The organism is Nocardia sp. IBHARD005, assembly GCF_052814245.1.
This window is the reverse complement of record NZ_CP199935.1, coordinates 3,876,011-3,900,206: the sequence shown is the minus strand read 5'-3', so window position 1 is coordinate 3,900,206 and position 24,196 is coordinate 3,876,011. Positions and strand designations below refer to the sequence as shown.

The 24,196-nt window shown below is 67.1% G+C and carries 23 protein-coding genes; 8 read left to right on the top strand and 15 right to left on the bottom strand.

What is annotated here, in order from left to right; all coding sequences use genetic code 11:
- Window positions 1-4 precede the first annotated feature (4 nt).
- The gene (pheS, locus tag ACTWPB_RS18240; RefSeq protein ID WP_446226401.1) at window positions 5-1,066 is read right to left on the bottom strand and encodes a phenylalanine--tRNA ligase subunit alpha; all 1,062 of its coding nucleotides are present in this window, start codon (window positions 1,064-1,066) and stop codon (window positions 5-7) included.
- Between the two features lie 191 nt (window positions 1,067-1,257).
- Window positions 1,258-1,815, bottom strand: coding sequence for a Uma2 family endonuclease (locus ACTWPB_RS18235; RefSeq protein WP_446221812.1), 558 nt, complete (start codon window positions 1,813-1,815; stop codon window positions 1,258-1,260).
- Window positions 1,816-2,574: 759 nt separating this feature from the next.
- On the opposite strand from ACTWPB_RS18235, the gene ACTWPB_RS18230 reads away from it, so the two are divergent.
- Window positions 2,575-2,820, top strand: coding sequence for a hypothetical protein (locus ACTWPB_RS18230; protein WP_446221811.1), 246 nt, complete (start codon window positions 2,575-2,577; stop codon window positions 2,818-2,820).
- Here ACTWPB_RS18230 and ACTWPB_RS18225 read toward each other — a convergent pair.
- From ACTWPB_RS18225 to infC, 6 genes are all read right to left on the bottom strand, one after another.
- Window positions 2,805-2,972 (bottom strand): hypothetical protein, encoded by a 168-nt coding sequence (locus ACTWPB_RS18225; protein WP_446221810.1) that lies wholly within the window; start codon window positions 2,970-2,972, stop codon window positions 2,805-2,807. The two genes, ACTWPB_RS18230 and ACTWPB_RS18225, sit on opposite strands and share 16 nt — an antisense overlap.
- A 335-nt stretch (window positions 2,973-3,307) precedes the next feature.
- The gene (locus ACTWPB_RS18220; RefSeq protein ID WP_446221809.1) at window positions 3,308-3,898 is read right to left on the bottom strand and encodes a DUF1707 SHOCT-like domain-containing protein; all 591 of its coding nucleotides are present in this window, start codon (window positions 3,896-3,898) and stop codon (window positions 3,308-3,310) included.
- Window positions 3,899-3,989: 91 nt separating this feature from the next.
- Complete coding sequence (locus tag ACTWPB_RS18215) at window positions 3,990-4,787, bottom strand: TrmH family RNA methyltransferase (RefSeq protein ID WP_378917431.1); 798 nt, start codon at window positions 4,785-4,787, stop codon at window positions 3,990-3,992.
- A gap of 35 nt (window positions 4,788-4,822) precedes the next feature.
- Entirely contained in the window at window positions 4,823-5,209 is a 387-nt protein-coding gene (rplT, locus tag ACTWPB_RS18210; RefSeq protein WP_019046423.1) for a 50S ribosomal protein L20, read from the bottom strand.
- A 116-nt stretch (window positions 5,210-5,325) separates the two neighbouring features.
- The gene (gene rpmI, locus ACTWPB_RS18205; protein ID WP_056824456.1) at window positions 5,326-5,523 is read right to left on the bottom strand and encodes a 50S ribosomal protein L35; all 198 of its coding nucleotides are present in this window, start codon (window positions 5,521-5,523) and stop codon (window positions 5,326-5,328) included.
- Between the two features lie 29 nt (window positions 5,524-5,552).
- Window positions 5,553-6,299: a translation initiation factor IF-3 gene (infC, locus tag ACTWPB_RS18200; RefSeq protein WP_446226400.1), complete on the bottom strand. Its 747-nt coding sequence runs from the start codon at window positions 6,297-6,299 to the stop codon at window positions 5,553-5,555.
- A 334-nt stretch (window positions 6,300-6,633) separates the two neighbouring features.
- Between infC and ACTWPB_RS18195 the strand changes: the two genes are divergently transcribed.
- Entirely contained in the window at window positions 6,634-6,975 is a 342-nt protein-coding gene (locus tag ACTWPB_RS18195) for a DUF1844 domain-containing protein (protein WP_446221808.1), read from the top strand.
- Window positions 6,976-7,438: 463 nt separating this feature from the next.
- On the opposite strand, the gene uvrA is transcribed toward ACTWPB_RS18195, so the two are convergent.
- Window positions 7,439-10,414 (bottom strand): excinuclease ABC subunit UvrA, encoded by a 2,976-nt coding sequence (uvrA, locus tag ACTWPB_RS18190; RefSeq protein ID WP_446221807.1) that lies wholly within the window; start codon window positions 10,412-10,414, stop codon window positions 7,439-7,441.
- Between the two features lie 228 nt (window positions 10,415-10,642).
- On the opposite strand from uvrA, the gene ACTWPB_RS18185 reads away from it, so the two are divergent.
- Window positions 10,643-11,275, top strand: a complete 633-nt coding sequence (locus tag ACTWPB_RS18185) for a response regulator transcription factor (protein ID WP_056824462.1) — start codon at window positions 10,643-10,645, stop codon at window positions 11,273-11,275.
- 4 nt (window positions 11,276-11,279) lie between these two features.
- On the opposite strand, the gene ACTWPB_RS18180 is transcribed toward ACTWPB_RS18185, so the two are convergent.
- Window positions 11,280-12,062, bottom strand: coding sequence for a sigma 54 modulation/S30EA ribosomal C-terminal domain-containing protein (locus ACTWPB_RS18180; RefSeq protein WP_446221806.1), 783 nt, complete (start codon window positions 12,060-12,062; stop codon window positions 11,280-11,282).
- Window positions 12,063-12,201: 139 nt separating this feature from the next.
- Here ACTWPB_RS18180 and ACTWPB_RS18175 point away from each other — a divergent pair, with 139 nt between their 5' ends.
- Entirely contained in the window at window positions 12,202-14,025 is a 1,824-nt protein-coding gene (locus ACTWPB_RS18175) for a GAF domain-containing protein (protein WP_446221805.1), read from the top strand.
- Between the two features lie 107 nt (window positions 14,026-14,132).
- Here ACTWPB_RS18175 and ACTWPB_RS18170 read toward each other — a convergent pair whose 3' ends face one another.
- Window positions 14,133-15,326, bottom strand: coding sequence for a beta-ketoacyl synthase N-terminal-like domain-containing protein (locus tag ACTWPB_RS18170; RefSeq protein WP_446221804.1), 1,194 nt, complete (start codon window positions 15,324-15,326; stop codon window positions 14,133-14,135).
- 86 nt (window positions 15,327-15,412) lie between these two features.
- Between ACTWPB_RS18170 and ACTWPB_RS18165 the strand changes: the two genes are divergently transcribed.
- The 3 genes from ACTWPB_RS18165 to ACTWPB_RS18155 are packed head-to-tail and all read left to right on the top strand — an operon-like array spanning window position 15,413 to window position 19,435.
- Window positions 15,413-16,750, top strand: a complete 1,338-nt coding sequence (locus ACTWPB_RS18165; protein WP_446221803.1) for a diguanylate cyclase domain-containing protein — start codon at window positions 15,413-15,415, stop codon at window positions 16,748-16,750.
- 13 nt (window positions 16,751-16,763) lie between these two features.
- The gene (locus tag ACTWPB_RS18160; protein ID WP_446221802.1) at window positions 16,764-17,099 is read left to right on the top strand and encodes an antibiotic biosynthesis monooxygenase family protein; all 336 of its coding nucleotides are present in this window, start codon (window positions 16,764-16,766) and stop codon (window positions 17,097-17,099) included.
- Window positions 17,100-17,143: 44 nt separating this feature from the next.
- The gene (locus ACTWPB_RS18155; RefSeq protein WP_446221801.1) at window positions 17,144-19,435 is read left to right on the top strand and encodes a HelD family protein; all 2,292 of its coding nucleotides are present in this window, start codon (window positions 17,144-17,146) and stop codon (window positions 19,433-19,435) included.
- A gap of 190 nt (window positions 19,436-19,625) precedes the next feature.
- Here ACTWPB_RS18155 and ACTWPB_RS18150 read toward each other — a convergent pair whose 3' ends face one another.
- The 3 genes from ACTWPB_RS18150 to ACTWPB_RS18140 all read right to left on the bottom strand — a co-directional run bounded on the left by ACTWPB_RS18150 (window position 19,626) and on the right by ACTWPB_RS18140 (window position 21,332).
- Window positions 19,626-20,078, bottom strand: coding sequence for a universal stress protein (locus ACTWPB_RS18150; RefSeq protein ID WP_101463429.1), 453 nt, complete (start codon window positions 20,076-20,078; stop codon window positions 19,626-19,628).
- 262 nt (window positions 20,079-20,340) lie between these two features.
- Window positions 20,341-20,496, bottom strand: a complete 156-nt coding sequence (locus ACTWPB_RS18145; protein WP_446221800.1) for a hypothetical protein — start codon at window positions 20,494-20,496, stop codon at window positions 20,341-20,343.
- Window positions 20,493-21,332 (bottom strand): AraC family transcriptional regulator, encoded by an 840-nt coding sequence (locus ACTWPB_RS18140; RefSeq protein WP_446226399.1) that lies wholly within the window; start codon window positions 21,330-21,332, stop codon window positions 20,493-20,495. The genes ACTWPB_RS18145 and ACTWPB_RS18140 overlap by 4 nt, the downstream gene beginning before the upstream one ends.
- A gap of 62 nt (window positions 21,333-21,394) precedes the next feature.
- On the opposite strand from ACTWPB_RS18140, the gene ACTWPB_RS18135 reads away from it, so the two are divergent.
- Window positions 21,395-21,862 carry a VOC family protein gene (locus tag ACTWPB_RS18135; RefSeq protein WP_446221799.1) on the top strand — a complete coding sequence of 156 codons (468 nt, stop codon included), beginning with the start codon at window positions 21,395-21,397 and terminating at the stop codon, window positions 21,860-21,862.
- A gap of 107 nt (window positions 21,863-21,969) precedes the next feature.
- Here the strand turns inward: ACTWPB_RS18135 and uvrB are convergent, their stop codons facing one another.
- A complete protein-coding gene (uvrB, locus tag ACTWPB_RS18130) occupies window positions 21,970-24,147 on the bottom strand; it encodes an excinuclease ABC subunit UvrB (RefSeq protein WP_446221798.1) in 2,178 nt (725 codons plus the stop codon).
- Window positions 24,148-24,196 lie beyond the last annotated feature (49 nt).

Genomic DNA, 24,196 nt, shown 5'->3' with positions numbered 1-24,196 from the left:
CTCTCTAAGACCGGATACCGAAGGGCAGGGTGAACCGCACGTCACCCTCGACGATGTCGCGCATGTCGGGGATGGTGGTCTGGAACTGCAGAGTGCGCTCCATACCCATGCCGAACGCGAACCCGGAATACACCTCGGGATCGATGCCGCTGGCGATGAGGACCTTCGGGTTGACCATGCCGCAGCCGCCCCACTCGATCCAGCCCGCGCCGCCCTTCTTGTTCGGGAACCACACGTCGACCTCGGCCGACGGCTCGGTGAACGGGAAGTAGTTGGGGCGCATGCGAGTTCGGGTCTCGGGGCCGAACATGGCCTGCGCGAACGCGTCGAGGACACCGCGCAGGTGTGCCATGGTCAGGCCCTTGTCGATCGCCAGACCCTCCACCTGGGAGAACACCGGGGTGTGGGTGGCGTCGAGCTCGTCGGTGCGGAAGGTGCGGCCGGGGCACGCGACATAGATCGGCACCTCGCGCTCCAGCATGGACCGCACCTGCACCGGCGAGGTGTGCGTGCGCAGCACCTGGCGCGAACCCTCCGGGGCGATGTGGAAGGTGTCCTGCATGGTGCGCGCCGGGTGATCGGGCAGGAAGTTCAGCGCGTCGAAGTTGAAGTGCTCGGTCTCCACCTCGGGACCCTCGGCGACCTCCCAGCCCATGCCGACGAAGAAGTCGGCGATCTGCTCGGAGATCACGGTGATCGGGTGCCGGGCGCCGACGGGCCGGCGACGGGCGGGCAGCGTGACGTCGATCTTCTCGGAGATGAGCACAGCCTGGTCGCGCTCCTCGAGGAGCGCGGCACGGCGTGCCTCGAACGCATCGGAGACCCGCTTACGCGCGACGTTGACCCGCTTACCGGCGTCGGCCTTCTCCTCCTTGGGCACGCTGCCCAGCCCACGCTGCGCGAGTGCGATCGGCGACTTGCCGCCGATGTAGTCGGTCTTGGCGACCGCCAGCGCATCCAGATCAGCCGCCGCGGAGAAGGCCTTCTCGGCCTCTGCCGCCGCTGCCGCGAGTGCCTCCTCGGTCAAAGAGGCGTTTTGCTCGACTCCACTGTTGTCGTCGGCCACGATCTTCTCGACTCTCCCCTGGGGATCGGTTCGCGGGCGCGTCATTGCCATCCCGCATCGGTGCTGCGTAAATCCTATGGGATGGGGTTCGCGCGATTCATCCGGATTACTCGCGGGACAATCGCCGCTGGTCGAGCGGGTCACGATAAGGACTGACCAATCCAGGTCGGGGTGTGCTGTCGTGGCGCCGGCTACTGGTCGTATCGGGGTAAGCATGCGGTGTCGAGGAAAACTGCCATCGGGTCGAGGAGGTCGATCGGGTCGCCGTAGACACCTTCGGTCAGTTCGGCGTAGCCGCCGGCGGCGGGCCCGGCGAACAACGCCCAGCGACCGACGCGAGGGTCGATGACGAGCAGGGCGCGCACGCCCGCCGCGGCATACCAGCCATTCTTGCCGTTGATCTGGGCCGCCCGCTCCGACTTAGAGATGACCTCGACGGCGAGTTCGACTTCGAGTGGGTCGGCGAGCCAGTCATCGTCGGTGTCCCAGGTGTCAGGGAGGATGACCAGGTCGGGAGTGCAGTAATCGTCGATATCATCGGGCATCGCGATCGAGGTGACCTCATACGCGGCCAGCCCGTCGGGCATCGACGCCTCCAACTGCTGACGCAATCGGCGGATGGAACCCGCGTGTTTCCCACGCGGGGTCGGTGACATCACGAGCGACCCTCCAAGAATCTCGACACGCAGACCGGTCGCGCGCTCGATCTCCTCGGCGACCTCACGGAGATTGCCAGGTCGGGGATGCATCGCGGGAAGGGTCATGCGCCTCGCTCCATTCGTGCGGACTGCTGTGCTCAACGATACCGCGACGTGCTCAAACCAGTAACCGACTGGCTCAGCCCGGTGACCGAACGAATCCGCAGCTCACGTTGCGCGACCGGCGCTGTCAACCACATCGGGTGGCCGACCGGCCACAGCAACACAGTGCGAGCGCAAGTCCCGTGCTGACTGTCGTGCCCGAAATCGCCCGGTTCTCAGGCCAATCGGAAATCGATCGGAAATCGAAGGAACCGAATGAGTTCGGGGTGCGTCCAAATGATCAAACACACCAGCGTGTTCGACTCGAGAACAGGACGACTCGATGGCTGAACAGACAGGCGATCCGACGTCTCCGCAGGGGCGGCGTGCCCGACTTACTGCTCCAGGGAGCGGTCTTGCGTTGTGTGGCTTCGGGATTCGGCCGGTGGGGCGGCGGCCGTTCTCCCGTGCGGCGGGGTTGTGCGCGCACCGGCCCGAGCAGCAGGCGACTCCGGAGCAGGGGCAGCACCCGGACAGTGTCGGATGACGGAGCTCAGCGACCGTCGGGTCGTATCGGCCGGCGAACGGCTCTACGTTCGATTCCAGGCTGCACGACCCAATCGACACGGTCGATATCCGGGTGTGTTCGGCTTGGTGAACGGGTTGTGGGCCGCAGGGCATTTGAGCGCTCGGGAGGTGCGGTTTCGCCGTGGCGGTAACGATTGGTTCAGCGAGAATCTGACGAATCCGAGCGATGTGGATCCGCGCGTGTACGACCGTGAGCTGTATCCGGGTGCGGCCTCGTGGTTCAAGGCGAGTGCGGTGTCGATGATCGAGCGGGTCGAGGGATATCTCGCGATTCTCGATGCGCACGGGGTCGAGTGGGAGCGGTTGGACTCCGCTGTGCCGGGGGACATCATCTACGACGATGCCGAGCAGGTGGTTGTTGTGCCGTTCGGCGACAACCACCTGCTCCGGGAACCGCCTGCGGTCAGCGGCTATTCCGCGGGGTGAGTATGCCGGGGAAGGAAGGCTGCTGCCACCGCGGCGCAGGCGACCAGGGCCGCGCCGACCCAGACCGCGGGGACCAGGCCGTCCACGTAGGACCGGGGGTCGGTGTAGGAGCCGTGGGAGGCGAAGACTGAGGCCAGGACGGCGATGCCCATGGCTACGCCGACTTCGCGGACGGTGCTTGCTGATTCTCGACGCCATGCCCTCGGCGGCAGGGGAAGCGCTGGCCATGACGATGGTGGAGGAGAGGGCGAAGGTGAGGCCCATGCCGATGCCGCCAAGGACGAAGGCGGCGACGAAGGCGATATAGGGGACGTCGGCGGTGGTGATCATCGCCATCCAGGCGAGGGAGACGGCCAGGAAGAGCTGGCCGATCGCGATGAGGGTGTGGGGCGCCGACGCGGTCGACGCTCAGGCCGGCCTGTGGTGCGACGACCATCGGGCACCCCTCGATCCGCCGATGCCCGATACCCCCGGTTCATCAGGGCCGCTACTTCTGGCCGCCCTCTAGTTCCCGGATCCGTTTCGCGGCCTCCGCGAGCCGCTTCTTCCTGGCCTCGTTCTCGGACTTCTTCAGGTCCTCATAGACCTCTTCGTCGGAATCGCTGAACCGCAGGATCATTCGCGGGATGCTCAGCGTGATGATCAGCGACGGCCACACGATCCAGGCGTAGTCCCACCCGACGATCACCTGCAGCACGAGGAAACTGATCAGGGTGATACCGACGATGATCCAGTCGATCGAGGCGATCGTGTCACCCCGAGCACGGATCGCGGAGAGTTCGGCTGCCGCGGTCGAGGTCACGACCGGATTCTTGACGCTCTTCGCCGCGGCATCGTCGACGAAGGGCACCTTCGCCAACTGCCCGTCGACCCGGGTGAGCGGCAGTCCGCCGGGCAATCCGCGGAACGGTTCGGTGAGCGCAGCGAAGGTGCGGGCGGTGGCGACGGCGCCCGAGCGGTCGTAGAACTCGGCGATGTCCAACCGTCCGTCCGCGAAGTGCTTGCCGAGTACGTCGAGCGCGTGCGTGCGTTCACCGTCGCTGAGTAGCAGACCGTCGGGATCAGGAGTCGCGGTCACAGCGGCACTTCCTCGCTAGTACATGGCATCGACTACCAAGTCTAACGCCGCGTCCGGCATCAGCGATGGATACCGAGCGTTGCCCTTCGTCCTACTTCGCGTGCTGGACGCGCGCGCTCGCGTAGAGGCAGATCGCCGCTGCCGCAGCCAGATTCAGGCTTTCGGCACGGCCGTGGATGGGGATGCGGATGCGGTGGTCGGCGCGGGCGGCGACGGCGGGGTCGAGGCCGTGGGCCTCGTTGCCGAAGAGCCAGGCGACCGGTCCACTGAGGATGTCATCGGCGGCGTCGAGGTCGACTTCGCCGTTGGCGGCGGTCGCGAGGATCGTCACGCCCGCGGCGGAGATCGCGTCGAGAGTGGCGGTGATATCGCGGCTGCGGGCTACCGGGACATGGAACAGGCTGCCCGCGCTGGCACGGACACATTTGCCGTTGTGCGGGTCGACGGTTTCCCCTGCCAGCACCACACCGTCGGCGCCGACGGCATCGGCGACCCGGATCAGGGTGCCCGCGTTGCCGGGTTCGGCGATCTCGACGGGAACGGCGAGCATGCGCGGACCGCGGTCGAGGATCTCGCCGAGCGGCACGTCGAGGAGTTCGCAGACAGCGACAAGGCCGGGCGCGGTGACGGTTTCGCCGAGATGTTCGGCGGCACGATCGCTGACCAGCGTGGTGCGGATGCCGTCGGCGGTGGCACCGGCGATCAGCGCGTTATCCCGACCGGCGGCCGCGAGCGAGTAGAAGATCTCCCGGACGCGGCCGGTCTCCAGGGCGGCGGACACGGCGTTGGCGCCCTCGGCGAGGAACAGGCCGGACTTGCGTCGCTGGGCCGCGCGCTGGAGCTTGACAGCGGAAACGACCCGCGGATTGCGCTCGGAGAGCGCGTCCACGGGTCGTTCCGACAGATCGCTGTGTGTTGTCAAGCTCAGGCAGCGGTGGCCGGGGCGTTGACGTCGGCCGGCAGTGCGGCCTTGGCGACAGCCACCAGGCCGGCGAAGGCCTCGGCGTCGGAAACAGCGAGCTCGGCGAGGATCTTGCGGTCCACCTCGACACCAGCGGCCTTGAGGCCCTGGATGAAGCGGTTGTAGGTGATGTCGTTCAGACGCGCGGCGGCGTTGATACGAGCAATCCACAGCTTGCGGAAGTCACCCTTGCGCGCCTTGCGGTCACGGTAGGCGTAGGTCAGCGAGTGGAGCTGCTGTTCCTTGGCCTTGCGGTACAGGCGCGAACGCTGGCCCCGGTAGCCCTTGGAGGCCTCGAGGATGGAACGGCGCTTCTTCTGAGCGTTGACGGCCCTTTTGACGCGTGCCACTTTGGTAGTCCTTGATCATCTGGGGGCGCGGCGGCGCCCGAATTCGGTAGTTGTCGGCGTCCGGTTATCCCGGCCGCGGAATCGTCGGGTTGCGACGGTCGAGCTGACCGGAAAGGTCAGGCGAGACCGAGCAGCCGCTTCACGCGGGGGACGTCGACGGAAGCGACGGACTCCGTGCCTTCCAGACGACGAGTCCGGCGAGAGGACTTGTGCTCCAGGAGGTGGCGACGGTTCGCCTGCTCGCGAAGCAGCTTGCCCCGGCCGGTCACCTTGAATCGCTTCTTGGCGCCGCTGTGGGTCTTGTTCTTCGGCATGGATTCCTCTATCTAGTCGTTGAAATCGTTTACTGCGGGTCGGCCGGCGCAGCCTGCTCGGCAGGCGCGGCCTCAACCGGTGCTGCCTGCTCGACCGGTGCTGCCTGCTCGACCGGTGCGGCCGGTTCGGCACTGGCGGGACCGGTCGGCAGCGGCGCACGTGTCGCCGCCGGTGCCGAGGAGTCCTGCTGGGCCTTCACCCGCGTCTTCGCGCCCTTGTGGGGAGCGAGGACCATGGTCATGTTGCGGCCGTCCTGCTTGGCCGAGGTCTCGACGAACCCGAGATCGGCCACGTCGGAGCCCAGACGCTGGAGCAACCGGAAGCCGAGTTCGGGACGCGACTGCTCACGACCGCGGAACATGATCGTGACCTTGACCTTGGACCCGGCTTCGAGGAAGCGAACGACGTTGCGCTTCTTGGTCTCGTAGTCGTGGTCGTCGATCTTCGGACGGAGCTTCTGCTCCTTGATCACGGTCTGGACCTGGTTCTTACGGGACTCGCGCGCCTTCTGCGCGGTCTCGTACTTGAACTTGCCGTAGTCCATGATCTTGCAGACCGGCGGACGGGCATCGGGTGCTACCTCGACGAGGTCGAGGTCGGCTTCGAGCGCGACGCGTAGTGCATCTTCAACACGCACGATCCCAACCTGTTCGCCGCCGGGTCCGATGAGACGAACCTCGGGAACACGGATGCGATCGTTGATGCGGGTCTCAGTGCTGATGGGGCCTCCTAGGTCAAGCGGTGTCGTCTTAACGACCGCACGCAATAACTGCAACCCCTGTTTCAACACGAAAGCCCCGTTGCGGTATTTCTCCGCGACGGGGCCCGATGTCGACCGATCGCCCACAGCCGATGCCCTCACGAGCTCGGTTGTCGACCCCCGCGTGCCAGGCACACGGGAAACCCGCCACAATGAGCGGGTGACCGGGACCGCATATCCGTACGATTGCTCGCCGGTAACGGTGGGAGTCGGGCTCCACTTATCTGCCCCACGGATGCATGACACATCCAGGGGCGGTCGTCAGCGGAAAGCTTAGCATGGCGTTGGGCTATCACCGAATCAGCCGGGCGCGAGCATCCGGAATCCGGCTCGCTATAGCCTGATCAGCATGACTGACGAGCTCGATCCTCCCGTGCGCGACCTGGCCGATATCCCCGCTGTCGAGGTGATCAGCCGCGCCGCCGTGATGCTGATGAGCTCGGCCGCGGAGAAGCTGGGACTGGCCGAGGAGAACCCGCATGCGGGCGCGGGCGTCGATCTCGACGAGGCGCGCCGGGTGATCACCGCACTGGCCGGGCTGGTCACGGCGTCGGTGGAGTACCTCGGCCCGCACGCGGGTCCGATCCGCGAGGGCTTGCAGGCGCTGCAGCGCACGTTCCGCGAGGCGTCCTCGGTGCCGGACGCGCCGGGAATGGGTCCGGGCGAGAAGTACACCGGTCCGGTGCACTGAGCCCTGTCAACGAAAAGATCCGCCGACGCGGTGCGTCGGCGGATCTTTTCTGTGCTGCGAACGAACGTCGCGACTCAGACCACGGGGGCCGGAGTGGGACCGCCGGGGGTGACCGACACGGCCGAGCCGGAGGAGATCATGTTGGCGAGTGCGGTGAGCAGCGCCGCGCTTCCGGTATCCATTACAGGCGTTCCTTTCGAATTCAGGTCAGACGGTCGGCTTGGTGGGCTCGTAAGCCAACGATGACCCGCCGGCGAGGAAACCGAGAATCTGGGCGATGAGCGCCGTGGTGGCTTCATCCATGAGGACGTTCCTTTCGAACTACACGACGATCGAGCCGTCGACAAACCGCTACTACCCGGTACTCCGGGGACGGTGAGGCGAATGTTACCTACGGCTGTTTCACTTTGTGGTGGTTTCGGAAAGTCCCTGCCGGGATGTCTCGAAAGGACGGTAGCCGGGCTCAGCGCAGCGCGGCCGCCTTTCGCGCCAACCGCTTGGCCGCGGTCGTCTCCACCGGCGCCTTCTTCGCCGCGGGGGCGGCTTTCTTGGCGGCCTTCTTCGCGGCGGACTTCTTCGGCGCGGGCGCTGCCAGCACCTCCTTGAGGAACTGCCCGGTGTAGCTGTCCGACGCCCCGGCGATGTCCTCCGGCGTGCCGGTGGCGACCACCGTACCGCCGCCCGAACCGCCCTCGGGGCCCATGTCGATGACCCAGTCGGCGGTCTTGATGACGTCGAGGTTGTGCTCGATGACGATCACCGTGTTGCCCTTGTCGACCAGTCCGTTGATCACCGCGAGCAGTTTGCGGATGTCCTCGAAGTGCAGCCCGGTGGTCGGCTCGTCGAGGATGTAGACCGTCCGCCCCATGGACCGTTTCTGCAGCTCGGCGGCCAGCTTCACCCGCTGCGCCTCACCGCCGGACAGGGTCGGCGCGCTCTGGCCCAGACGCACGTAACCCAGGCCGACCTCGACGAGTGTCTTGAGATAGCGGTGGATCGAGGTGATCGCCTCGAAGAAGTCGGCCGCCTCGTCGATCGGCATGTCGAGAACCTCGGCGATGGTCTTGCCCTTGTAGTGCACCTCGAGGGTTTCCCGGTTGTAGCGGGCGCCGTGGCAGACCTCGCAGGGGACGTAGACGTCAGGCAGGAAGTTCATCTCGATCTTGAGCGTGCCGTCGCCCGAGCAGGCTTCGCAGCGGCCGCCCTTGACATTGAACGAGAACCGGCCGGGTTGGTAGCCGCGCACCTTCGCCTCGGTGGTTGAGGCGAACAGGGTGCGGATCTTGTCGAAGACGCCGGTGTAGGTGGCCGGATTCGAGCGGGGCGTGCGACCGATCGGCGACTGGTCGACCTGCACCAGCTTGTCGAGGTTGTCGAGACCGTTGATCCTGGTGTGCCTGCCCGGCACCTGGCGGGCGCCGTTGAGCTTGTTGGCCAGGACGGTGGCCAGGATGTCGTTGACCAGGGTCGACTTGCCCGAACCCGAGACACCGGTGATCGCGGTGAGCACACCCAGCGGGAACGCCACGTCGACGTTTTGCAGATTGTGTTCGGTGGCGCCGACGACGGTGAGTCTGCGCTTGTTGTCGATCGCGCGGCGCACCAGTGGCAGCTCGATCTGCTCGCGGCCCGAAAGGTAAGCGCCGGTGAGGGATTCGGACACCTCGAGCAATTCGGCATACGGGCCGCTGTGCACCACCCGGCCACCGTGTTCGCCTGCCAGCGGACCGATGTCGACCACCCAGTCCGAAGCGCGGATGGTGTCCTCGTCGTGTTCGACGACGATCAGGGTGTTGCCCAGCTTCTTCAAGCGCAGCAGTGTCTCGATGAGCCTGCGGTTGTCGCGCTGGTGCAGGCCGATCGACGGCTCGTCGAGGACATAGAGGACACCCACCAGACCCGAACCGATCTGGGTGGCCAGCCGGATGCGCTGTGCCTCACCGCCGGACAGGGTCGCGGCGGCGCGCGAGAGCGTCAGATATTCCAGGCCGACGTCGAGCAGGAAGCCGAGCCTGGCCTGGATCTCCTTGAGCACCTGCCCGGCGATCGCGGTCTCGCGCTCCCCCAGGGTGAGCGAGTTCAGGAAGTGCGCGCAGTCGCCGATGGACAGCTCACTGACCTCGGCGATCGACTTGTCGGTGCCGTCCGCGGCCAAGGTGACGGCCAGGATCTCCGGGCGCAGCCGGGAGCCGTTGCAGACCGGGCACGCCACATCGCGCATGTAGCCGTCGTAGTGCTCTTTCATCTGCTCGGACTCGGTGTTGTCCATGCGCCGCTGCAGGAACGGCATCACGCCTTCGAAATCGGCGTAATAGGAGCGCTTGCGGCCGTAGCGGTTGGTGTAGGCCACGTGTACCTGGTCGGAGCTGCCTTCCAGCACCGCCTTGCGCGCCTTCGCCGGCAGGTCGCGCCACGGGGTATCCATGGCGAAGCCGACCGCCTCGGCCAGACCGGCGAGCAACCGGTTGAAGTATTCGGCGGTCTGCCCGCGCGACCACGGGGCGATCGCGCCCTCTGCCAGGCTCAGGTCCGGATCGGGCACCACGAGTTCCGGGTCGACTTCCTTGCGGATGCCGAGGCCGGTGCAGTCGGGGCAGGCGCCGTAGGGCGAGTTGAACGAGAACGAGCGGGGCTCGAGGTCTTCGATGTCGAGTGGGTGGCCGTTGGGGCAGGCCAGGCGCTCGGAGAAGCGGCGCTCCCGGTCGTGGGCGTGCTCGTCGCGGTCGACGAAATCGAGCACGACGATGCCGTCGGCCAGCCGCAGCGCGGTCTCGATCGAGTCGGTGAGGCGCTGCTTGGAGGCGGCCTTGACCGAGAGGCGATCGACGACCACCTCGACGTCGTGCTTCTCCTGCTTCTTCAGCTTCGGCGGATCGGTGAGCGGATACACCACGCCGTCGACCCGCACGCGCGAATAACCCTGGGTCTTGAGCTGGTCGAACAGATCGACGAACTCACCCTTGCGGGTACGCACCACCGGTGCGAGGACCTGGAACTTGAGGCCGTCGTCCATGGCGAGCACCTGGTCGACGATCTGCTGCGGGCTCTGCTTTTCGATCAGCTCGTGGCAGACCGGGCAGTGCGGCGTGCCCGCGCGGGCGTAGAGCAGGCGCAGGTAGTCGTAGACCTCGGTGATGGTGCCGACCGTGGACCGCGGGTTGCGGTTGGTCGATTTCTGATCGATCGACACCGCGGGCGAGAGGCCCTCGATGAAGTCGACATCCGGCTTGTCCATCTGCCCGAGGAACTGTCGCGCGTAGGCCGACAGCGATTCGACGTAGCGGCGCTGCCCCTCGGCGAAGATCGTGTCGAACGCCAGGCTCGACTTCCCGGAACCGGACAGACCGGTGAACACGATCAGGCTGTCGCGTGGCAAATCCAGGTCGACACCTTTCAGGTTGTGTTCCCGAGCTCCGCGCACAGTGAGGCGTTCCGCCACCTGGTGAATCCCTTCTCCATCGTCATCCGCCGACCGGACATACTCCCCCGCGAACAATGCTAGGCCGGGGGTCCGACAAGTTTCGGTGCGCGGGCGAGCGGACCCCTGGACGGGGCGCGCTGTGCAGGGGACGTGACGAACCTCGTTCGCCGACCCGCCCCACAACCGAGATGCGCGGATTATGTTGGACCACAAGGGTGGATCGTTCGACATGATGAAGGAGCCGGCGTGCTCGAGGTGTTCCTGGTCGACGACCACGAGATCGTGCGGCGCGGGTTGATCGACCTGCTCGAGGGTGATCCAGAACTCACTGTGATCGGTCAGGCGGGCGGTGTCGCCGAGGCGATGGTGCGCATCCGCGAGGCTCGCCCCGACGTCGCGGTCCTCGATGTGCGGTTACCCGACGGCAACGGCATCGAACTGTGCCGCAACCTGCTGGCCGAGTTCGACGACCTGCACTGCCTCATCCTGACCTCGTTCTCCGACGAGCACGCCATGCTCGACGCCATCCTGGCCGGTGCCAGCGGCTATGTGGTGAAGAACATCGACGGGATGAAACTGGCCGACGCGATCAAACAGGTCGGCGCGGGCCACTCGCTGCTCGATACCCGCGCGGCCGACGCGCTGCGCGCCCGGCTGCGCCGCAGCGCCGAACCGTCAGGGCCGCTGGCCGGGCTCACCGACCAGGAACGCCGGCTTCTCGAACTGCTCGGTGAGGGCCTGACCAACCGGCAGATCGCGGCGCGAATGTTCCTCGCGGAGAAAACGGTCAAGAACTACGTGTCGCGACTGCTGGCGAAACTGGGTGTCGAACGCCGCACCCAGGCCGCCGTCCTGGCGACCAAACTCCGCGAGCCGTGACAGGTCAGGACGGGACGACGATGGTCAGGTCCCCGTCGTAGCGGCGGTAGAGCAGGTTGCCGCGGCCGGTGTGGCTGTCGGTGAAGAACAGGTAGGGCAGCCCGGCGGCGCACAGCGCGTCGGAGGCCTCGTCCTCGGCGAAGACCGGCGCCGCGTCCTGGACCACCCGCACCGGCATCGCGCTCGCGGTGAGCGGCAGCTCGGCCGACTCGTCCGCCGCGGCGGTGAGCCGCTGCCTGGCCAGTGCGACGCCGTGCGGGTCGGCCCAGGTGACGATCGCGTCCTCGCCGGTGTCGGCGTCGGTGAACAGGTAGGCGTCGTAGTCCATCGCGTCCAGGACGGTGCTGGCTTCCAGCGGGGTGCCGGTCATCAGGGCGCAGTCCTTGCGGCGGATGATCGGCCGCGTCTCGGTGATCTGGGCCAGCGGGCGACGGGCCGGATCGGGCCACGCACCGCGCGATTCCTTGCCGGCGCGGCGGGCGAGCTGGCGATCGAGCCGTTCGGCGGCGAAGGTGACCGCGAAACCGCCGGGGCCGGTGACCTGAACACGGGTGAAAGTGTCGTTGGTACGGATATTGGCCTGCACCAGGGTCGGCTCGTCGTAGCCCTGCGGCGCGGTGACGCGCACCCTGGCCGGGCTGTCGAGGTGATGCCTGCGCATGACGCGGGTGATGGCCCGGACAGCACGGGTGACGTCCTGGGCCGGCACTTCGCCACGCGTGGTCACGGCAAGCTCCGGGTCCGCGGCGGTCGTCCAGTGCTGGGTGCTCGACAACGAATTCATCATGTGCCCCACTTCTCGATCCCAATTCCCGGTGCCCAATGCCACCACTACCGCCGGTGCGAGTGAAGGGCCGAAAGTCCCCTCATTGCGGACTAGACTTTGTTGCGACTCACTCGAGGAGCTGCGAAGACGGGATACTGCGATGGCGAATGACGGTCGGGGCGGCCGCTATTCGGCTGACCAGACGGTGTCGCGGCAGATGTTGCGCAGCCTGCTCGGCGAGGTCGCCGATCGGGTCGAGGTGATGATCGGCTCGCGCGATCGGATGGACGGCCTCGTCGAGGCCATGCTCACCGTCACCGCGGGTCTCGACCTGGACGAAACCCTGCGCACCATCGTGCGGACCGCGATGAACCTGGTCGATGCCCGCTACGGCGCGCTGGCGGTGCGCGGCCACGATCAGCAGGTCGCGCAGTTCATCGACGAGGGCATGCCGGATCAGATCCGCGACCGGATCGCGCGATTACCCGCGGGCCACGGCGTACTCGGCGCGGTGTTCGCACACAAGGCGCCGCTGCGGCTGGCCGATCTCACCCAGCACGAATCCTCGATCGGTTTCCCGGCGGGACATCCGCCGATGCACACGTTTCTCGGTGTGCCCGTCCGTATTCGGGACGAGGTGTTCGGCAGCCTCTATCTGACCGAGAAGTCCGATGGGCAGCCGTTCACCGAGGAAGACGAAGTCCTGGTGCTGGCGCTGGCGGCCGCGGCGGGCATCGCGGTCGACAACGCGCGGCTCTACGAGCAGGCACGCACCAGACAGGCGTGGATCGAGGCCACCCGCGATATCGCGACGGAATTCCTGGCCGGTACCGAATCCGACCGGGTGCTGGGCCATGTGGTCGATCACGCGCGCGGGCTGACCGGATCGCATCAGGCGTTTCTCGCCTCGGTGCCCGTGCCCGACGAATTGCCGGGCGAGATCAGCGAATTGGTGGTCACGCAGTGGACGGGCCCGGACGCGGGGCAGGACTGGCAGACCATTCCGATCGCGGGCACGGTGGTGGGCGACGCGTTCAGCAGACGGACACCGCTGCGCTTCGACGACGTGTCGGAGGTGACGCTCGGCGTCGAGTTCCCCGTGGCCGAACTGCCCGGTGCCGGACCGGCTCTCGTGCTACCGCTGTGCACACCCGATGCCACCCTCGGCGTCCTGGTGACGTTCCGGCCGCCGGGTTTCGCACCGTATTCCGACGAGATGCTCGAGCTGACCGCGGCGTTCTGCGATCAGGCCGCGCTGGCGGTGCGGCTGGCCGACGCGCAGCGGCGGATGCGCGAACTCGACCTCGTCGCCGACCGCGATCGGATCGCGCGCGACCTGCACGATCATGTGATCCAGCGCCTGTTCGCGATCGGCCTCACCGTACAGGCGACCATGCCAAAAGCAGTGGTTCCCGAAGTGCGGCAACGACTTTCGACGGTGATCATGGATCTGCAAGAAGTGGTGCAGGAAATCCGCACCTCCATCTTCGATCTGCACGCCAGCGGCTCCGGCCACAGTGAGGGGCTGCAGCAGCGGCTCGAGGTCGCGATCCGGCGCCAGACCGCCGACATCGCCCTGCGCGCCACGATCCAGGTGTCGGGCCCGCTGTCGGTGCTCGATTCGCAGCTGGCCGACCACGCCGAGGCGGTGGTGCGCGAGGCGGTGAGCAACGCGGTGCGCCATTCCGGCGCCGACACCGTCGCCATCGTGATCGAGGTGGCCGACGATCTGGTGATCACGGTGTCCGACAACGGCTGGGGCATCCCCAACCACGTCATCCGCAGCGGGCTGCGCAATCTCGAGCAACGCGCGCAGGAGGCGAGCGGGCACTTCGAGGTCGGCCCGGCCAAGCGCCCCGACGCCGACGGCAACCACCCGGAGATGTCGGGCACGCAGCTGCGATGGGCGGTGCCACTGCCCCAGGACGCGCCGACGACCGGCGGGTTCGCCCTCGCGGCCGGACCCGAGACCGGCGACGACTGAGTCATCCCCGGCCAGCACTACGGCCGCGTTGTTGCCGCCCATACAGAAGACAGGGTCAGACCCGAGCCAGGATCACGGCGGCGTTGTTGCCGCCCATACAGACAGGGTCAGACCCGGGCCAGCACTACGGCGGCGTTGTTGCCGCCCATACCCATTGACAGTTTCAGGGTCGGGCCGTCGAGCATCGGGGTCGGGCCGTCGAGCAGTCGGGGGTGCGCGGGCGCCACAATCGGCGCCGATGCGGCGATGCCACGCTCATAGGACAGCGCGATCGCGGCGACTTCGATCGCCGCGCATGCGCCCTGACAGTGCCCGGTGAGCGGTTTGAGCGCGGCGATGGCGGGACGGTCGTCGAAGACAGTGGCCATGACGTCGCGTTCGGCGCCATCGCATTGCCTGGTCCCGGTGCCGTGCGCGTTGTAGTACGCCACGTCGGCGGCATCGATCCCGGCGTTCGCCAGCGCCCGCTCGACGCAGGCGATGATCTGGGCGTGGGTGGGATCGACCGAGACGACATGGAAGGCGTCGTTGGTCATCGCGCCGCCGAGTACCCGGGCATAGGCCAGCTCGACCGCGTCGGTGAGCAGCAGCGCCACCGACGCCTCGGCCATGGTGAAACCGAGCGTGCCCTCCTGGAAGGGCCTGCAGGCGGTGAACGGATCGGAGTCGGCGATCGCGGCACCCACCGCGACGAAATGTTCGAGCATGTCGGGGGTGGCCGAGAGGTCGGTCGTCACGCACAACACATCGTCGACCAGACCCGCATCACGCCACATCTTCGCCGTCAGCAGGCCCACGTTGCCCGAACTGCAGGCCGCCGACACGTTCATCGCGGGCCCGTGGAAACCGAACTCCTGCATCACCACCGAGATGGGTGTCGACGGCAGCATCCGCAGATAGTCGCGCGAGCGCCGGTGGCCGTCGTCACGACGGTAGAAATCACGCCAGTCGGCGACGTCGCCCAGGGTGAACGCGTGGACGAGGCCGACGGTGCGGCCTTCGCTGCGCCATCCACGGGCCTGCCCGTCGGCGATCGCCTCGGTGGCCGCGGCATGCACGGCACGCCCGAACAGACCGGTTCCGAACGCCGGGTCACCGCCGTCGGGAATCCGCCCGACCCAGGCGTGCTGATCGCGTCCCCGCCCGTAACCGGGGTACAAACGGGCTGCCGGTTTGCCCCCCATCAATCCCTGCCACAGGAATTCGCGGCCCCACCCGTAACCGGAGACGACACCGATGCCGGCAATCGACATAGAATCGGGAAGGTGGGCCATGTCGCCCGCGAGCACGTTCAGTGTCACATCGCTCCTCGCGGATCTCATGGAGGACCACCAGACTAGTCCGGGGATGGGCGTTCGCAGACCAGGCCGAGATCGGGGGTTGCGCAGTGGGAGAGAGAAAGACCGACGCGGCGAGCGCCGAGCAGCTCGCGCAGCGCTACCGATCGCTGGTCGAACACACTCCCGACGCCATCTGTGTGCACGAGTCCGGGACCATCGTCTACGTCAATCCGGCCATGGTGCGCCTGCTCGGTGCCCGCGCGGCCGACGAACTGCTCGGCTTGTCGATCACCCTCTTCGTCCACCCCGATTCCGTGGCGGCCATGCTCGACCGGATCAACCAGCTCACCGCCGCGGGTTCGGCGTCACCGCCCTCCGATATGGACCTCGTCCGGGTGGACGGGCGCATCGTGCCGGTGCAGACGGTGTCGGTGCTCACGGTGTGGCAGGGCGAGCTGGCCTATCAGGTGGTCGTGCACGATCTCACCGCGCAGCGCGCCGCCGAGGCGTCGGCGCGGCGGGCGGAAGCACATTTCACCACCGTGGTCTCACAGCTGGAGGAGGGCGTGCTCGTCGTCGATCGGCGGGGGCGGATCGAGTCGATCAACCCGGCAGGCAAACGCATACTCGGCATCGACGACGTCGGGCCGGTCCTCGGCCGCCTCATCGACGACCTGCCGATGACGATGATCGACACCGACGGGCGGCCGCTGCCGCCCGGCAAGCATCCGATGGCGCACACCCTCGCGACCGGCGAGGCGATCACCCAGTTCACCTTCGGTATCGAGCACGCCGATGGCCACCAGGTGTGGTTGTCGTGCAACTGCAGGCTGCTCAACCCGGACAGCCCGGATTCGTCGGGGGTCTCCTCGTTCGCCGATATCACCGAGTTCCGGGCGAGCCGGCGCCAGCTCGAGTACCAGGCCACCCACGACGCGCTGACCGGGCTCGCGAATCGTTCCCTGATCCTGTCGCAGCTGTCCTCGGCGCTGGCCGACGAGGGCGGCAGCCTGGTCACCACGGTGCTGTTCATCGACCTCGACGGCTTCAAGGCGATCAACGACACCCTCGGGCACGCCATCGGCGACACGGTGTTGCAGATCGTCGCCCAGCGGCTGCAGCAGTCGTTGCGCAGCGAGGACCTGGTCGGGCGGCTCGGCGGCGACGAATTCCTGGTGCTGCTGTCCGGTCATCCGCAGCGCGCCGACCTGCCCGCGCTGGTGGAGCGCCTGCGGGTCACGATGTCGGAACCGATCATCGCCAGCGGTCATCGCCTCGAGGTGAGCGCCTCGGTCGGTATCACCGAACTCGGACCGCACGAGAGTCGCACCCCTGAGGCCGTGCTGCACGACGCCGACGTGGCGATGTACCGCGACAAGCCGTCGGGGCATCGTGAGCTCGGTCTCGGTCAGAATCGACGCTCGAACAACACCCACGCCTCCTGACAGACTGGTCGGCGTGATCGTCGAACACGCGCTGTTGCCCGTGCGCCCCGGTGCCGTCGCCGCTTTCGAAGCCGCCTTCGCGCAGGCGTATCCGATCATCGCGGGAATGCCAGGCTTCGGTGGGTTGTCGTTGTCGCGCTGTGTCGAGCGGCCCGAGTGCTTTCTGTTGCTGGTGCGTTGGGAGCAGCTGACCGACCACACAGTGGGATTCCGTGAATCGCCGGAATATCAGCGCTGGCGTGCACTGTTGCACCACTTCTATGAGCCTTTCCCGGTGGTCGAACACTTCACACCGGTCCTGGGCGACGAAGTCTTCCCGGTCGCGGCGGCCCTGCCCGCGGACACGTAGACTCGACAACTCTGTTCTCAACGCGGTGACAAAGGAGTCCTGTTTTGCCCGACCGCCTCGCCGACGCCTCCCCGGCCGCGCCCGACCGCGAGATCGAACAGGAGCAGAAGTATCTTTCGGTGCTCTACGACCGGCTCGACGGCATGCGCGGCTACGCGCAGAACCGGCTCAAGACCGTGCTCCTCGAAGCCGGTGGCACACCGCAGGCGCGCAGTGAGCGCGAGTCGTTCACCCAGCTCTACAGCGAGGACCTCTCCAAATACGACGCCGCCGAGCACGGTCTGTGCTTCGGCCGGATCGACCTCGACGGCACCGAGGAGGAGGCGCGCTATATCGGCAGGCTCGGCATTCTCGACGAGGACAACGACTACGAGCCGCTGCTGCTCGACTGGCGCGCCCCGCTGGCCCGCCCGTTCTACCTGGCCACTACCGCCAACCCCGAGGACGTCACCCGCCGCAGGCACATCCGCTCGCGCAACCGCGCGGTGACCGCGATCAACGACGAGTACCTCGATCTCGGTGCCGCCCAGCGCGACGGTGTGGTCGGCACCGACGACGGTGTCGGTGGCGAGAGCGCGCTGCTGGCGGCGCTCAATGCCGCCCGTACCGGGCACATGAACGACATCGTCGAGACGATCCAGAGCGAGCAGGACGCGATCATCCGCTCCGAGCACAAGAGTGTGCTCGTGGTGCAGGGTGGGCCGGGCACCGGCAAGACCGCCGTCGCGCTGCATCGCGCGGCGTTCCTGCTCTACACCTACCGTCAGCAGCTGGCCAAGAGCGGCGTGCTGATCATCGGCCCGAACGCCACCTTCCTCGACTACATCGGTCAGGTGCTGCCCTCCCTGGGTGAGACCGGTGTGCTGCTGTCGACCATCGGCGACCTGTATCCCGGTGTGAAGGCGGTGCGCGAGGATTCGCTGCGCGCCGGGCAGATCAAGGGCTCCCTTGACATGCTCGAGGTGCTCAAGCAAGCGGTGCGCGACCGCCAGGAAGTGCCGTCGGAGCCGGTTCGCCTGGCTTTCGACGGCTATCCGGTAACCCTGGATCGCAAGATCGCGACCAGGGCGCGCGGCCGGGCCCGCTCCTCGCGGCGACCGCACAACCTGGCACGGCCGATCTTCGCGTCGTCGGTGATCGACGCGCTCACCGATCAGCTCGCCGCGACGATGGGTGCCGACCTGTCCGGCGGCAAGAGCCTGCTCAGCTCCGCCGACCTCAGCGAGATCGGCGACGAGATGCGCGGCGACCCGCACGTGCAGGCCGCGATCAGCGCGCTGTGGCCGGTGCTGTCGCCCCAGGAAGTGCTCGCCGACCTGCTCGCCGACCCCGCCCGCCTCGACCGCGCGGCCAAGACGCTCAGCGCTGCGGATCGTGCCGAGCTGGAGCGTTGCGACGACGGCATGTTCGGCGCGGCCGACGCCCCGTTGCTCGACGAGCTGGCCGAACTGCTCGGCGTCGACGACTCCGAGGAACGCGAACGCTCGCGTCGCCGGTGGCGGGCCCAGATCGAGGAGGCTCAGGACGCCCTCGACATCCTCACCGGTTCGGCACCGCAGGACATCGAGGACGAACTCGATCCCGAGATCCTGATGGCCTACGACCTGATCGACGCTTCCCAGCTGGCCCAGCGCCAGGAATTCGGCAACCGGCAGACCACCGCCGAACGTGCCGCGGGCGACCGGACCTGGACCTACGGTCACGTGATCGTCGACGAGGCACAGGAACTCTCGGAGATGGCGTGGCGAATGGTGATGCGGCGCATCCCGAATCGCTGGATCACCGTCGTCGGCGATGTGGCGCAGACCGGTGACCCGGCGGGCGCGTCGTCCTGGCAGCGGGTGCTCGAACCGTATGTGGCCAAACGCTGGAAGCTCACCGAGCTCACGGTGAACTACCGCACCCCCGCCGAGATCATGGCGGTCGCGGCCGACGTGCTCGCCGCGATCGATCCCGGCGCCAAGGTGCCACGTTCGGTCCGCGAGACCGGCAATCCCCCACGCGCCCACCGGGTTCGGCCCGCTGAGGTGGCGGGCGAGGTGGCGCGCTTGCTCGAAACCGAACACGGCCCCGGCACCGGCGCCGTCCTCGCTCCCGCCGCCCTGGTGCCGGAATTATCTTCCCTGGCAGGCGAATCCGTGCAGGTGCTCACCGTGCACGAGGCGAAGGGTCTCGAGTTCGACCGCGTGTATCTCGTGGAGCCGCAGGCGATCCTGGACGAATCCCCGCGCGGCCTCAACGACCTGTACGTCGCACTGACCCGCGCGACACAGCGGCTCGCGGTAGTACACACCGAACCACTGCCAGCGAGCCTCGCCGCCCACTTCGCCGAATAAAAACGTGGCGTCGCAAGATCTGCGACGCCACGCCCCTTCCTTCCTTCCTTCACACAATCCCACCCATGATCTCGCGAGCACATGGGTAACTCACCGGGGACGGGCTAACGCCCCCTGTGCTAGACCGCCGGCCGCCGACGCTCACACCCCCCACCTAGGTCTGGCCCGAATACGCGGGGAGGCGGAACAGCTAGCGGACGGTGTGCACGATCAGGACGTCCGAACGGGACTTGCGGGCTACGTCCGAGGGGACGGAGCCGAGCAGGCGGCCGGTGAGGGTGTTGAGGCCTCGGTTACCGACGACGAGCAGGTCGGCGTCGACCTCGTTGACGAGATCGAGCAGCGAATCGACCGGCTCGCCGACGATCGCGCGATCGACGATGTTCTTCGCACCGGCGGCCAAGGCCTTCTCCCGGGCGACGTGCAGGATCTCGTTGGTCGGGGCCGAGCCACGGACCTGGTAGGCCTCGTGCTTGAGTACATCGGCGGCGGCGGCGACGTCGCGGTCATCGGTCGGGAAGTAGGCGCAGGCCAGCACGAGAGTTGCCTCCGCGTCCCCGGCGAGCGCCGCGGCCTTCTCCACCGCCACGTACGACGAATCCGAGCCATCAGTACCGACGACAATGGTCCGGTAGGCGGTCATCTCTCCTCCAACTTGTTCGGTGCCAGCACCGAACCACTCGGGAATCGAGCGTCAGCGCGGCAATTGGCTCGACCCTAACGCCAAATCAGGCCGATTTATCAGTAATCGCAACAGATCACACCGGGAGTGTTGGCGCCCGTACCCGATGTCACGATGGCCTTCGCGACAATCGAGAAGGCCACCTGCGGCTATAGGACCGCAGGCCGAAGAAATTGTGGCCTATTACAACGCAATCAACGGCGCGGTGCGCCTGGGACTTTGATCACATCTGCCGGATAAACTCGCCGAGCCCGCGGGCGGCGCTTCCGGTACCGGTATCCGGGGCGACGGTCACCGCGGCGGGGGTGATCCACCAGAAGCTGAGATAACTGTCGACCTCGGCCGTCAGCTGGTGTGCGCCTGCGGCGGTGGCGGTCACCGTGCGGTGGGGACCGCGTTCACCGCCTGTGCGCTACGGGCGTATTCCATCGGTGACATCCCGATCTCGGCGGTGAATTCGCGGCTGAAATGCGCCTGGTCGAAATAGCCGAGCTCGGCGGCCAGTTCCGCGAGATCAGGGCGGCCGTGCGCGAGCCGGTCTGCGGCGTCTTGCAACCTGAACCGGCACAGCACCCATTTCGGGCCTGCCCCGACGTAGCGGCGGAACAGCCGTTGCAGGGTGCGGATCGGGATCGCGAAACGATCGGTGACCTGGTCGACCCTGGTGAGCTCCGGATCGTTCGCCATGGCCGTGACAATGCGCGTCACCAGCGCGTAGTGCGGATCGTCGGTGCGACCGCGGCCCGCGAAGAACTCCTCGACGATCACCCGCCTTCGTTCGTCGGACTGTTCGGCCAGCACCCGTTCGGCCAGCCCTGCGGCGTCGGGCAACACCACGCTCAGCGGGGCCGAATCATCACGCAGCGCTCCGACATCCATTCCGGTGAAGGCACCGAAACCGCCGGGGGCGAACCGGACGCCGAAGGTCTCGCCTTCCCCGGCGAGTTCGCGCACGTACTTCGTCGTGCACACACCGTTGACGAAGCCGCCGGTGCGGGTGGTGCTGCGTTCGAAGGTGACATTCACACACGGGAACGAGAGCACCTCGGCCGAATAGCTGGGCTGACCACGCAGATCCCAACGCACCACCCAGTACCGGTCCGCGAACTCGGCCAGCGCGGGCCCGACCCCGAGCCGGTTCAGCGACCGGTGTCTGGCCTGCTCGTCGGGGTGCAGGATGCCCTTCACATCACCGGGATCCGGCGCCGCTGTCATCACCGGCCGATCTGTCGCGTTCTTACAAGACGGGTCGTCGGTCGCGGCGCAGGATCGTAGTCATGACCAATCCCGTTGCGCCCATTCCGGAGGGCTACCACTCCATCACCTGTTTCCTGGCCGTGCCGGACGGTAACGCGGCCATCGACTTCTACACCGCGGTGTTCGAGGCGAAAGTGCTCAGCCGGGCCGATCGGCCCGACGGCCAGCCCGCGCACGCCGAACTGCTCATCGGTGATTCCACGCTGCAGCTCGGAATGCCCATCCCCGACAACAATGTTCGCGCCCCCGAGGACTGGGTGCACACCTCGGTGGTGCACTACTGCCCCGACGTGGACGCGGTGATCGCCCGTGCGCTCGCCCACGGAGCCCGCAGCGCCGAGGAGCCGCAGACCTTCGTCACCGGCGACCGCTTCGGTGTGGTGATCGACCCCTTCGGGCACCGCTGGGCGGTGATCACCCGCGTTGAGGACGTCTCGAAGGAAGAGGCCGACCGCCGTGTCGCGGCATGGATGGCCGAGCAGGCGTAGCGACCCACCGGGCCGGGTCCTCAGGGGCCTCGCCTCCGAGCAGCACGTGCGCGATCGGTCGCGCAGCTCGGGGGCGGGGTCGCCCGCAGGCCCTAGCGTCGGCATGGTCAGGAAATCCCCGCGGCGTCCATCCCGCGCAGCTCCTTCTTCAGGTCGGCGATCTCGTCACGCAACCGGCCCGCCAGCTCGAACTGCAGTTCGCGGGCCGCGTTCATCATCTGCGCGGTGAGTTCGGTGACCAGGGCGGCCAAATCGGCACGCGGCATCGACTTCACATCGCGTTCGGCGTAGATGCCCGCACTGGCCCTGCCCGGCTCGCCCTGCGCGCGCCTGCCGCGGCTGGCGTTGCGGCCCGATCCGCCGACGGCCACCTCGTCCTCGGCTTCGGTGTACACCTGGTCCAGGATGTCGGCGATCTTCTTGCGCAGCGGCTGCGGGTCGAGGCCGTGTTCTTCGTTGTAGGCGACCTGTTTGGCACGGCGTCGGTCGGTCTCCTCGATGGCGTGCTGCATCGAATCGGTGATCTTGTCGGCGTACATGTGCACTTCGCCGGACACATTGCGCGCCGCGCGGCCGATGGTCTGGATGAGGCTGGTGCTCGACCGCAGGAAGCCTTCTTTGTCGGCGTCGAGGATCGCCACCAGGGACACCTCGGGCAGGTCGAGACCCTCGCGCAGCAGGTTGATGCCGACGAGCACGTCGTATTCGCCGAGGCGCAGCTGGCGCAGCAGTTCGACGCGGCGCAACGTGTCGATCTCGGAGTGCAGGTAGCGGACCTTCACGCCGAGGCCGAGCAGGTAATCGGTGAGGTCTTCGGACATCTTCTTGGTGAGGGTGGTGACCAGGACCCGCTCGTTGCGCTCCGCGCGCTCACGGATCTCGTGGACCAGGTCGTCGATCTGCCCCTTGGTCGGCTTGACCACGACCTTCGGGTCGACCAGGCCGGTCGGGCGAATGACCTGCTCGACCACCTCACCGCCGACCTGACCCAGCTCGTAGTTGCCGGGAGTCGCCGACAGATACACCGCCTGACCGATTCGCCCGGCGAATTCCTCCCAGGTCAGTGGGCGGTTGTCGACCGCCGAGGGCAACCGGAAACCGAAATCGACCAGGTTGCGCTTGCGCGACATGTCACCTTCGAACATGCCGCCGATCTGCGGCACCGTGACGTGCGATTCGTCGATCACCAACAGGAAATCGTCGGGGAAGTAGTCGAGCAGCGTGGCCGGTGCCGAACCCGCCGGACGCCCATCGATATGGCGGGAATAGTTCTCGATGCCCGAGCAGAAACCGACCTGACGGATCATCTCCAGGTCGTATTCGGTGCGCATGCGCAACCGCTGCGCCTCGAGCAACTTGCCCTGACGCTCCAATTCCGCCAGCCGCGCGGCCAATTCGGCCTCGATGTCGACGACCGCCCGTTCCATCCGCTCCGGACCGGCCACATAGTGGGTGGCCGGGAAGATGCGCGCCGAATCGACTTGGCGCACAACATCACCGGTGAGCGGATGCAGGTAGTAGAGCGCCTCGATCTCGTCACCGAAGAACTCGATGCGGATCGCCAGCTCCTCATAGGACGGGATGATCTCGACGGTGTCGCCGCGCACCCGGAACGAGCCACGGGTGAACGACATGTCGTTGCGGGTGTACTGCACGTCGACGAGTAGCCGCAGCAACGCGTCGCGATCGATCTCGCCGCCGACTTCGAGCTGTACCGACCGGTCCAGATACGACTGCGGGGTGCCGAGGCCGTAGATGCACGACACCGACGCGACCACGACGACATCGCGACGCGAGAGCAGACTCGAGGTCGCCGAGTGCCGCAGCCGCTCGACGTCGTCGTTGATCGAGCTGTCCTTCTCGATGTAGGTGTCGGTCTGGGCGATGTACGCCTCGGGTTGGTAGTAGTCGTAGTACGAGACGAAGTACTCGACCGCGTTGTTGGGCAGCATCTCGCGGAGCTCGTTGGCGAGCTGCGCGGCGAGGGTCTTGTTCGGCGCCATCACCAGGGTGGGGCGCTGCAACTTCTCGATCAGCCACGCGGTGGTCGCCGATTTACCGGTACCGGTGGCGCCGAGCAGGACGACGTCCTTCTCCCCCGCGTTCACCCGGCGCTCGAGCTCCGCAATGGCCGCGGGCTGGTCGCCCGCGGGCGAGTACTCGCTGACCACCTCGAACCGGGCGCCCGTGCGCTCGATCGTGCCGACGGGACGGTGTTCGGAATGGGCGATCGGGTGACCCCGCTCTTCGTACCCTTCCGTCGGGATCTCGGTTGCGAATGCCATGGATCCAGCTTAGGCGCGCCCACCGACACATTTCCGCGCCGGCGAACCA

Coding starts and splice junctions, on each gene's coding strand:
- ACTWPB_RS18135 (WP_446221799.1), top strand. CDS start 21,395: ATGACCAATCCCGTTGCGCCCATTCCGGAGGGCTACCACTCCATCACC.
- ACTWPB_RS18225 (WP_446221810.1), bottom strand. CDS start 2,972: ATGGGCATCGCCGTCCTGGCCTCAGTCTTCGCCTCCCACGGCTCCTAC.
- ACTWPB_RS18175 (WP_446221805.1), top strand. CDS start 12,202: ATGGCGAATGACGGTCGGGGCGGCCGCTATTCGGCTGACCAGACGGTG.
- ACTWPB_RS18195 (WP_446221808.1), top strand. CDS start 6,634: ATGACTGACGAGCTCGATCCTCCCGTGCGCGACCTGGCCGATATCCCC.
- ACTWPB_RS18140 (WP_446226399.1), bottom strand. CDS start 21,332: ATGACAGCGGCGCCGGATCCCGGTGATGTGAAGGGCATCCTGCACCCC.
- ACTWPB_RS18235 (WP_446221812.1), bottom strand. CDS start 1,815: ATGCATCCCCGACCTGGCAATCTCCGTGAGGTCGCCGAGGAGATCGAG.
- rpmI (WP_056824456.1), bottom strand. CDS start 5,523: ATGCCGAAGAACAAGACCCACAGCGGCGCCAAGAAGCGATTCAAGGTG.
- ACTWPB_RS18150 (WP_101463429.1), bottom strand. CDS start 20,078: ATGACCGCCTACCGGACCATTGTCGTCGGTACTGATGGCTCGGATTCG.
- ACTWPB_RS18180 (WP_446221806.1), bottom strand. CDS start 12,062: ATGATGAATTCGTTGTCGAGCACCCAGCACTGGACGACCGCCGCGGAC.
- uvrB (WP_446221798.1), bottom strand. CDS start 24,147: ATGGCATTCGCAACCGAGATCCCGACGGAAGGGTACGAAGAGCGGGGT.